The sequence below is a fragment of the Rhodoferax sp. genome, from assembly GCF_014859475.1.
Classification (GTDB): domain Bacteria; phylum Pseudomonadota; class Gammaproteobacteria; order Burkholderiales; family Burkholderiaceae_C; genus Rhodoferax.
In genome coordinates, this window is the sequence record NZ_JACUUE010000177.1 from 1 (window position 1) to 5,189 (window position 5,189).

The following is a 5,189-nucleotide window of genomic DNA, read 5'->3' on the forward strand; positions in this document are numbered from 1 at the left end:
CATGGAAAGCGTAGCGCGGCAGTCCATGCTGTTGGAAGTCATGGATTGCTTCACTGCGTTCGCAATGACGGTTACTGTCGCAATGACAGGACGGTTCATGAAAAGCGAAGTGTGGCAAGTCAGGCACCCTTAAACTCATAAATCATGCCCTACACCGTCACCCCCACCGCCCTGCCTGGCGTGCTGATCCTCGAACCCAAGGTTTTTGGCGATGCGCGCGGTTTCTTTTTCGAGAGCTTCAACGCGCGCGACTTTGCCCATTGCACCGGGCTGGACGTGCCCTTTGTGCAGGACAACCACAGCAAGTCGGCCCAGGGCGTGCTGCGCGGCCTGCACTACCAGATCGCGCATCCGCAGGGCAAGTTGGTGCGCGTCACGCAGGGTGAGGTGTTTGACGTGGCAGTTGACATGCGCCGCAGCTCACCCCATTTCGGCCAATGGGAGGGCGTGGTGTTGTCGGCTGAGAACAAGCGCCAGCTCTGGATTCCGCCGGGTTTTGCGCACGGCTTTCTGGTGACCAGCGACAGCGCCGAATTTTTGTACAAGACCACCGACTACTGGTACCCCGAACACGAGCGCTGCCTGCTCTGGAACGATCCGGCGCTGAGTATCAAATGGCCAGTCTCCATGCCACCGTTGCTGGCAGCCAAGGACCAGGCCGGCCTACCCTTGCACAGCGCTGCCACTTTTGCATGAGCGGAACCCGGTCACACAACACCACCCAAGTCGGGCAACCTGACTCCCTGACGATACCGTTCCAGTAGTTCGTTTCATCAAAAAGCTTGCAAAATGAAATCGATGAATTTTTCAGGCTGGCTAGGCGCGAGGAGGCGACATAGCCGTAGCTATGGCAACGACGAGCAACAACGCCAGGATGGAAAAGACACGATTCCATGTAAGCGTTTTGGTGAAACGGAATACTAGTCTTTTACCTGGCTCGCGCGGCAAGCTCGGCTTGGTTTGGCAAACGTTGGCGCAGCGCCTCATACAGGCAAACGCCGCTGGCCACCGACACGTTCAGGCTCTCCACGGCGCCGCGCATCGGGATGCTGACCAGTTCGTCGCAGGTTTTGGCCGTGAGCGCGCGCATGCCTTCGCCCTCGGCGCCCAGCACCAGTGCCACCGGGCCGGTCAGATCGGCCTGGTACAGCGTTTTGGTGGCCACATCACTGGTGCCGATAAGCCAGATGTTGCGTTCCTTGAGTTCGTTCAGGGTACGCGCCAGGTTGGTCACCATGAAGTAGGGCACGGTTTCGGCCGCGCCACTGGCCACCTTGGCCACGGTGGCGTTGATGCCGGCCGCATGGTCCTTGGGCGCAATCACCGCGTGCACGCCAGCGCCATCGGCCACGCGCAGGCAGGCGCCCAGGTTGTGCGGGTCGGTGACGCCGTCGAGCACCAGAATGAGCGGCTGCTCACGCTCGTTGACGGGGAGCTCAAGCTGGCTGGCTTCGAGCTGCTCCAGCAACTCGTCGAGCGAGGTCACTTGCGTGAGTTCATGCACCCGCGCGGCCACGCCCTGATGCCCGTGACTGCCGCACAGCTTGGCCAGGCGCATGCCGTCGGCTTCCAGCAGACGCACACCAGCCTCCTTGACCTTGTCAACAAACTGGCGCATGCGCGCGTCACGACGGGTAGGGTCGATGTAAATTTCGATCACGGATTTGGGTGCGGTTTTGAGCCGCACACCCACGGCATGAAAGCCGAACAGAACTTTGGGATTGGACATAGACCGCGATTATCGTGGCAGCATCCTGTCACCGACTTATCCCTTGAATTTGGCGGTCACCTCGGCCACGCGCTGGCCGAACAGGCGGGCGGTTTCCAGGTCGCCAGCGTTCATTTCGGCACCACCGGCATCACCTGGGGTTTGCGCCATGGGGCCGGCGCTGGAGGCCAGGTAATTGATGTCGTCGCGCTGCGAGGCCTTGGTGTTGTTGTAGTGCAGGCCGGTGCCGACCCAGATGCCGCCATGCTGCATGGCCAGCGTCATGAAGTAATGGAGGGTGGAATGTTTGTCGCCGTTGACGTTGGCGCTGGCGGTAAAGCCGCCAAAAACCTTGTCTTTCCAGGCTTGGCTAAACCAGGCCTTGCTTGACGCATCGGCAAATTTCTTGAACTGCCAGCTCACGCTGCCCATGTAGGTCGGGCTGCCCATGATGATGGCGTCGGCCTCGTTGAGCGTGGCCCAAGCTTCCTCGGTCAGATTGCCGTCGGCATCGATCGCCACCAGATCGGCGTTGGCGCCGTCAGCCACCGATTGCGCCATGCGCAGGGTGTGGCCATAACCCGAGTGAAAAACAACTGCTATTTTTGCCATAATGAAAGCTCCTTTATTTAAAAAAATGTAAGACTAATTGCACAAATCAAACACCAGCACTTCTGCGTCCTGCGCCTCGGTCAACGCCACGCAGGTCTCGTCGGCCAGCAGGGCGGCATCGCCAGAGTGCAAGGCCACGCCGTTGACCTTCAAGGTACCGCGCACCAGGTGCACATAGGCCTTGCGTCCGGTGGCCAGTGCCAGCGTAGCAGTTTGCCCGGCATCGAACAAACCGGCATACAAACGGGCATCGGCGTGGATGGTGACCGAACCCTGCGCGCCGTCGGGTGATGCCACCAGACACAAGCGGCCCTGCTTGGCAGTGTTGGTAAATGTAGTTTGCTCATAGCTGGGTTTGATGCCCTTGACGTTGGGCTCAATCCAGATTTGCAGCAAATGCGTGGTGTCATCGGGCGCGTGGTTGAACTCGCTGTGCTGCACGCCGGTGCCGGCGCTCATGCGCTGCACGTCTGCGGGCGGAATGACTTTGACGTTGCCCATGCTGTCCTTGTGCGCCAGCGCACCGTGCAACACGTAGGTGACAATTTCCATGTCGCGGTGGCCATGGGTGCCAAAGCCTTTGCCTGGGGCGATCCAGTCTTCGTTGATGACACGCAGGTTGCCCCAGCCCATGTGGGCCGGATCAAAGTAGCCTGCAAACGAAAAACTGTGAAACGATTTGAGCCAGCCATGGTCAGCATGGCCGCGCTCCTGGGATGGTCTGAGGGTTAACATCGGCAATCTCCTTGAATAGCCTCTACTGTATGTTTCAAAACAGCACGACAGGCGCAGTCGTTTTGATGGCATCATTCAATCTTTTTGAATTCAAAGAGCAACTCCATGCAAATCGCCCGCAATGTCCTGACCCCGGAGGCGCTCGCCATGCTGCAAACCATTTCCAGCACCGGCAGCTTTGCCGCCGCCGCGCGCAGCTTGGGCATGGTGCCCAGCGCCCTCACCTACCGCGTGCGCCAGCTCGAAGACGCGCTCGACGTGCTGCTGTTCGACCGCAGTTCGCGCCGCGCCCTGCCCACCGAGGCTGGCCACGAGTTGCTGCGCGAAAGCGGCCGTTTGCTGGACGACCTGGAGGCCGTGGCCAACCGTGTGAAACGGGTGGCCACCGGCTGGGAGCCGCAGCTCACCATTGCCGTGGACAGCATCATTGCCAAGGCCACGGTGCTGGAGTTGGTGGACAGTTTTTTCAGCCAGGCCCCACCCACCCGCATCCGCCTGCGCGATGAGACCCTGTCGGGCACGCTCGAAGCGTTGACCAGCGGCGCGGCCGATCTGGCCCTTGGCGTGGCCGACCTGGTGCAAAACACCGCCATTCACGCCAAGCCGCTCGGCGACGTGCGCTTTGTCTATGCGGTGGCGCCGCACCACCCGCTGGCGCAAGTGCCCGAGCCTTTGAGCGACGAAGTCATGCGCCCACACCGCGCCGTGGCCGTGGCCGACACCATCAGCCGTGGTCGGGGCATGACCTTTGGCCTGTTGGGCGGGCAGGACGTGTTGACCGTGGCCACCATGCAGGACAAACTCGACGCCCAATTGCGCGGCCTGGGCTGCGGCTCGCTGCCCGTTTGCATGGCCGGCCCGTTCATAGACACCGGTCGGCTGGTGGTAAAAAAAACCGAGCGTGCACCCAGGTCGGTGCGCGTCAACTACGCCTGGCGCGCCGCCGGCAACGCGCCGGGGCGCGCCCTGCAATGGTGGCTGGGCCAGCTGGAGTGCGTCAACACGCGCACCGCTTTGCTGGAACGCCACCGGGGCGTGTAAAGTCGGTCACATTCACACAGATTCAAATCGTCATCAACTGGAGAAGAATATGAGTTCAGCGCAGCGCGCTCCCCAACACTTTGCCGTCATCGGCGCCGGCATGGCAGGCATTACCTGTGCCCGCACCCTGGCGCAGGCCGGTCACCAGGTGACCGTTTTCGAAAAAAGCCGCGGCACCAGCGGTCGCATGGCCACACGCAGCAGCGCTTTTGGATCGTTCGACCATGGTGTGCAGTACTTCACCGCCCGTGACCCACGCTTTTTGCAAGCACTCGAGTCCACACCAAAATTGTGCAAACGCTGGAGCGCCAACAGTGTGCAGGTGCTCGATGAACTCGGCCATGTGACCGCGCCGGGTTTGTCCAGCCATGATGCCCACTGGGTAGCGGTGCCAGGCATGAAGTCGCTGGTCGCCGGCTGGGCCGAACCGCTGCTGGCGGGCGGGCACATCGCGCTGCAAACCCGCGTGCTGTGCATCGAACCTGATGCTGTCAAACCCAAACAATGGCAATTGCGCACTGAGGGTCTTGACGGCACGCAGCACGTGTTCTCGGGTTTTGATGGCGTTTTGCTCGCCATACCCTCTGCCCAGGCACACAAGCTGCTGGAAACGTCAGCGCAAGCCAAACCCTGGCTCAAGCCGCTTGAGCAGGTCAAAGTTGCCCCCTGCTGGACGCTGATGCTGGCTTTCCCGCAGGCCATGCAGCCCGGCCTGTCGGCACTGGGGCCGCAATGGAATGCCGCGCGCAGCACGCACCACCGCATTGCCTGGCTGGCGCGCGAATCGAGCAAGCCCGGGCGTGAACCCATTGAGCGCTGGACCGTGCAGGCCAGCGCCGCCTGGTCGCAGGAACACCTTCACGACGACACGCCCCGCGCCGAAGCCAAGCTGCTCAAGGCCTTCAGCGAGGTGACCGGCATCCGCGCCGAGCCTGCCCATGTGGACAGCCAGCGCTGGCTCTACGCCAAAACTATTCAACCCCTGGGAAAAAGCCATCTGTGGGATGCTAAAAAACAACTGGGCGTGTGTGGCGACTGGTGTCTGGGCCACCGCGTGGAAGACGCGTTTGTGTCAGGGCTGGAACTGGCACTG

6 protein-coding genes are annotated in these 5,189 nt (G+C 61.5%); 3 read left to right on the plus strand and 3 right to left on the minus strand.

The features are described from left to right. The first annotated feature begins 144 nt into the window (after positions 1-144). Entirely contained in the window at positions 145-696 is a 552-nt protein-coding gene (gene rfbC / locus IBX54_RS12265; protein WP_296542938.1) for a dTDP-4-dehydrorhamnose 3,5-epimerase, read from the plus strand. A 232-nt stretch (positions 697-928) separates the two neighbouring features. Here the strand turns inward: rfbC and rlmB are convergent, their stop codons facing one another. Genes rlmB through IBX54_RS12280 form a run of 3 tightly spaced genes read right to left on the minus strand, consistent with a single transcriptional unit; the run spans position 929 to position 3,055 of the window. Next, on the minus strand, positions 929-1,729 hold the full coding sequence (rlmB, locus tag IBX54_RS12270) for a 23S rRNA (guanosine(2251)-2'-O)-methyltransferase RlmB (protein ID WP_296542939.1): 801 nt from the start codon (positions 1,727-1,729) through the stop codon (positions 929-931). A 36-nt stretch (positions 1,730-1,765) separates the two neighbouring features. Continuing rightward, positions 1,766-2,320, minus strand: coding sequence for a flavodoxin family protein (locus tag IBX54_RS12275; RefSeq protein ID WP_296542940.1), 555 nt, complete (start codon positions 2,318-2,320; stop codon positions 1,766-1,768). Between the two features lie 33 nt (positions 2,321-2,353). Next, positions 2,354-3,055 (minus strand): pirin family protein, encoded by a 702-nt coding sequence (locus IBX54_RS12280; protein WP_296542941.1) that lies wholly within the window; start codon positions 3,053-3,055, stop codon positions 2,354-2,356. Between the two features lie 105 nt (positions 3,056-3,160). Between IBX54_RS12280 and IBX54_RS12285 the strand changes: the two genes are divergently transcribed. Next, positions 3,161-4,096 carry a LysR family transcriptional regulator gene (locus IBX54_RS12285; protein WP_296542942.1) on the plus strand — a complete coding sequence of 312 codons (936 nt, stop codon included), beginning with the start codon at positions 3,161-3,163 and terminating at the stop codon, positions 4,094-4,096. Positions 4,097-4,145: 49 nt separating this feature from the next. After that, positions 4,146-5,189: NAD(P)/FAD-dependent oxidoreductase (locus tag IBX54_RS12290; protein ID WP_296542943.1), on the plus strand; the 1,044-nt coding region annotated here is incomplete at its 3' end.